This window comes from Streptomyces sp. NPDC054786, from assembly GCF_053611685.1.
This window is the reverse complement of sequence record NZ_JBSHAW010000099.1, coordinates 1-3,193: the sequence shown is the minus strand read 5'-3', so window position 1 is coordinate 3,193 and position 3,193 is coordinate 1. Positions and strand designations below refer to the sequence as shown.

Here is a 3,193-nt window from a genome sequence, read left to right as displayed (position 1 = left end):
ACACAGTGGACGCGAGCAACTGAGGACAAGCCCTCGGCCTATTAGTACCAGTCAACTCCACCCGTTACCAGGCTTCCATATCTGGCCTATCAACCCAGTCGTCTACTGGGAGCCTTAACCCCTCAAAGGGGGTGGGAGTACTCATCTCGAAGCAGGCTTCCCGCTTAGATGCTTTCAGCGGTTATCCTTTCCGAACGTAGCCAACCAGCCATGCCCTTGGCAGGACAACTGGCACACCAGAGGTTCGTCCGTCCCGGTCCTCTCGTACTAGGGACAGCCCTTCTCAATACTCCTACGCGCACAGCGGATAGGGACCGAACTGTCTCACGACGTTCTAAACCCAGCTCGCGTACCGCTTTAATGGGCGAACAGCCCAACCCTTGGGACCGACTCCAGCCCCAGGATGCGACGAGCCGACATCGAGGTGCCAAACCATCCCGTCGATATGGACTCTTGGGGAAGATCAGCCTGTTATCCCCGGGGTACCTTTTATCCGTTGAGCGACGGCGCTTCCACAAGCCACCGCCGGATCACTAGTCCCTACTTTCGTACCTGCTCGACCCGTCAGTCTCACAGTCAAGCTCCCTTGTGCACTTACACTCAACACCTGATTGCCAACCAGGCTGAGGGAACCTTTGGGCGCCTCCGTTACTCTTTAGGAGGCAACCGCCCCAGTTAAACTACCCACCAGACACTGTCCCTGATCCGGATCACGGACCCAGGTTAGACATCCAGCACGACCAGAGTGGTATTTCAACAATGACTCCACAACCACTGGCGTGGCTGCTTCAAAGTCTCCCACCTATCCTACACAAGCCGAACCGAACACCAATATCAAGCTATAGTAAAGGTCCCGGGGTCTTTCCGTCCTGCTGCGCGAAACGAGCATCTTTACTCGTAGTGCAATTTCACCGGGCCTATGGTTGAGACAGTCGAGAAGTCGTTACGCCATTCGTGCAGGTCGGAACTTACCCGACAAGGAATTTCGCTACCTTAGGATGGTTATAGTTACCACCGCCGTTTACTGGCGCTTAAGTTCTCAGCTTCGCCATGACGAATCATGACTAACCGGTCCCCTTAACGTTCCAGCACCGGGCAGGCGTCAGTCCGTATACATCGCCTTACGGCTTCGCACGGACCTGTGTTTTTAGTAAACAGTCGCTTCTCGCTGGTCTCTGCGGCCACCACCAGCTCACCGAGTAAATCGGATCACCAGCAATGGCCCCCCTTCTCCCGAAGTTACGGGGGCATTTTGCCGAGTTCCTTAACCATAGTTCACCCGAACGCCTCGGTATTCTCTACCTGACCACCTGAGTCGGTTTAGGGTACGGGCCGCCATGAAACTCGCTAGAGGCTTTTCTCGACAGCATAGGATCATCCACTTCACCACAATCGGCTCGGCATCAGGTCTCAGCCTTAACGTGTGACGGATTTACCTACCACACGGCCTACACCCTTACCCCGGGACAACCACCGCCCGGGCTGGACTACCTTCCTGCGTCACCCCATCGCTTACCTACTACCACCTTGGACCGGCGGCTCCACCACGTCCCTTTGTCCGAAGACTCCAGGCCGGCTTCACGGCCTTAGCATTAATGGATTCGATACTGGGCGTTTCAAAGCGGGTACCGGAATATCAACCGGTTGTCCATCGACTACGCCTGTCGGCCTCGCCTTAGGTCCCGACTTACCCTGGGCAGATCAGCTTGACCCAGGAACCCTTAGTCAATCGGCGCACACGTTTCCCACGTGTGTATCGCTACTCATGCCTGCATTCTCACTCGTGAACCGTCCACAACTCGTTTCCACGGCTGCTTCACCCGGCACACGACGCTCCCCTACCCATCACAGCCGGCGTTGGCCGTATTGCTGCAATGACACGACTTCGGCGGTGTGCTTGAGCCCCGCTACATTGTCGGCGCGGAATCACTTGACCAGTGAGCTATTACGCACTCTTTCAAGGGTGGCTGCTTCTAAGCCAACCTCCTGGTTGTCTCTGCGACTCCACATCCTTTCCCACTTAGCACACGCTTAGGGGCCTTAGTCGATGCTCTGGGCTGTTTCCCTCTCGACCATGGAGCTTATCCCCCACAGTCTCACTGCCGCGCTCTCACTTACCGGCATTCGGAGTTTGGCTAAGGTCAGTAACCCGGTAGGGCCCATCGCCTATCCAGTGCTCTACCTCCGGCAAGAAACACACGACGCTGCACCTAAATGCATTTCGGGGAGAACCAGCTATCACGGAGTTTGATTGGCCTTTCACCCCTAACCACAGGTCATCCCCCAGGTTTTCAACCCTGGTGGGTTCGGTCCTCCACGAAGTCTTACCTCCGCTTCAACCTGCCCATGGCTAGATCACTCCGCTTCGGGTCTTGGGCACGCTACTCAACGCCCTATTCGGACTCGCTTTCGCTACGGCTTCCCCACACGGGTTAACCTCGCAACATACCGCAAACTCGCAGGCTCATTCTTCAAAAGGCACGCAGTCACGACTGCATGTGCAAGCACATACAGCGACGCTCCCACGGCTTGTAGGCACACGGTTTCAGGTACTATTTCACTCCGCTCCCGCGGTACTTTTCACCATTCCCTCACGGTACTATCCGCTATCGGTCACCAGGGAATATTTAGGCTTAACGGGTGGTCCCGCCAGATTCACACGGGATTTCTCGGGCCCCGTGCTACTTGGGTGGTTCTCAAGCAAGCCGTTGATGTTTCAGCTACGGGGGTCTTACCCTCTACGCCGGACCTTTCGCATGTCCTTCGCCTACACCAACGGTTTCTGACTTGCCTCATCGCCGGCAGACGATGAAAGAGAACTCCCACAACCCCAACCACGCAACCCCTGCCGGGTATCACACGTGACTGGTTTGGCCTCATCCGGTTTCGCTCGCCACTACTCCCGGAATCACTGTTGTTTTCTCTTCCTGCGGGTACTGAGATGTTTCACTTCCCCGCGTTCCCTCCACACTGCCTATGTGTTCAGCAGCGGGTGACAGCCCATGACGACTGCCGGGTTTCCCCATTCGGACACCCCCGGATCAAAGCTTGGTTGACAGCTCCCCGGGGCCTATCGTGGCCTCCCACGTCCTTCATCGGTTCCTGGTGCCAAGGCATCCACCGTGCGCCCTTAAAAACTTGGCCACAGATGCTCGCGTCCACTGTGCAGTTCTCAAGCAACGACCAGCCACCC

General features: G+C 56.5%; 1 rRNA gene. It reads right to left on the bottom strand.

Going from position 1 to position 3,193, the window contains the following annotated elements:
* Nucleotides 1-21 precede the first annotated feature (21 nt).
* A 23S ribosomal RNA gene (locus tag ACWGI6_RS38110) occupies nucleotides 22-3,144 on the bottom strand.
* Nucleotides 3,145-3,193: the final 49 nt, after the last annotated feature.